General features: G+C 50.7%; 1 rRNA gene. It reads left to right on the top strand.

The window, feature by feature from the left end:
* Positions 1–1,452: ribosomal RNA gene (locus LB465_RS18020) — 16S ribosomal RNA — on the top strand; the annotation flags it as partial.
* Positions 1,453–1,543: the final 91 nt, after the last annotated feature.

Raw genomic sequence — 1,543 nt, 5'->3', positions numbered from 1 at the left:
AGAGCTTGCTCTTTTGCTGACGACCGGCGCACGGGTGCGTAACGCGTATACAACCTACCTTTTAGCGGGGAATAGCCCAGGGAAACTTGGATTAATGCCCCATAGTATGGAGGTCTCACCTGAGATCATCATTAAACATTTATGGCTATTAGATGGGTATGCGTCCTATTAGTTTGTTGGTAAGGTAACGGCTTACCAAGGCATCGATAGGTAGGGGTCCTGAGAGGGAGATCCCCCACACTGGTACTGAGACACGGACCAGACTCCTACGGGAGGCAGCAGTGAGGAATATTGGACAATGGGCGAGAGCCTGATCCAGCCATGCCGCGTGCAGGAAGACTGCCCTATGGGTTGTAAACTGCTTTTACAGAGGAAGAACCACTCCCACGTGTGGGAGTTTGACGGTACTCTGCGAATAAGGATCGGCTAACTCCGTGCCAGCAGCCGCGGTAATACGGAGGATCCAAGCGTTATCCGGAATCATTGGGTTTAAAGGGTCCGTAGGCGGGCAGTTAAGTCAGTGGTGAAAGTCTTCCGCTCAACGGGAGAACTGCCATTGATACTGATTGTCTTGAGTTATTATGAAGTGGTTAGAATGAGTAGTGTAGCGGTGAAATGCATAGATATTACTCAGAATACCGATTGCGAAGGCAGATCACTAATAATATACTGACGCTGATGGACGAAAGCGTAGGTAGCGAACAGGATTAGATACCCTGGTAGTCTACGCCGTAAACGATGGTTACTAGCTGTTCGGCCCGATTAAGGGCTGAGTGGTTAAGCGAAAGTGATAAGTAACCCACCTGGGGAGTACGTTCGCAAGAATGAAACTCAAAGGAATTGACGGGGGCCCGCACAAGCGGTGGAGCATGTGGTTTAATTCGATGATACGCGAGGAACCTTACCAGGGCTTAAATGTAGTCTGACAGGAGTGGAAACACTTTTTTCTTCGGACAGATTACAAGGTGCTGCATGGTTGTCGTCAGCTCGTGCCGTGAGGTGTCAGGTTAAGTCCTATAACGAGCGCAACCCCTGTGGTTAGTTGCCAGCGAGTAATGTCGGGAACTCTAGCCAGACTGCCGGTGCAAACCGCGAGGAAGGTGGGGATGACGTCAAATCATCACGGCCCTTACGTCCTGGGCCACACACGTGCTACAATGGTAGGGACAGAGAGCAGCCACTGGGCGACCAGGAGCGAATCTATAAACCCTATCACAGTTCGGATCGCAGTCTGCAACTCGACTGCGTGAAGCTGGAATCGCTAGTAATCGGATATCAGCCATGATCCGGTGAATACGTTCCCGGGCCTTGTACACACCGCCCGTCAAGCCATGGAAGCCGGGGGTACCTGAAGTCGGTCACCGCAAGGAGCCGCCTAGGGTAAAACTGGTAACTGGGGCTAAGTCGTAACAAGGTAGCCGTACCGGAAGGTGCGGCTGGAACACCTCCTTTCTAGAGCAATGTTTAGCTGATTTATCAGTGATAACAAAGCGCAAGAATCAAAGGGAAGTTCTTAAAGATTCTGATTTGGTCTTGATTCTAA

The organism is Salegentibacter lacus (genome assembly GCF_020164555.1).
GTDB lineage: Bacteria > Bacteroidota > Bacteroidia > Flavobacteriales > Flavobacteriaceae > Salegentibacter > Salegentibacter lacus.
This window is presented reverse-complemented; position numbering and strand designations above follow the sequence as displayed.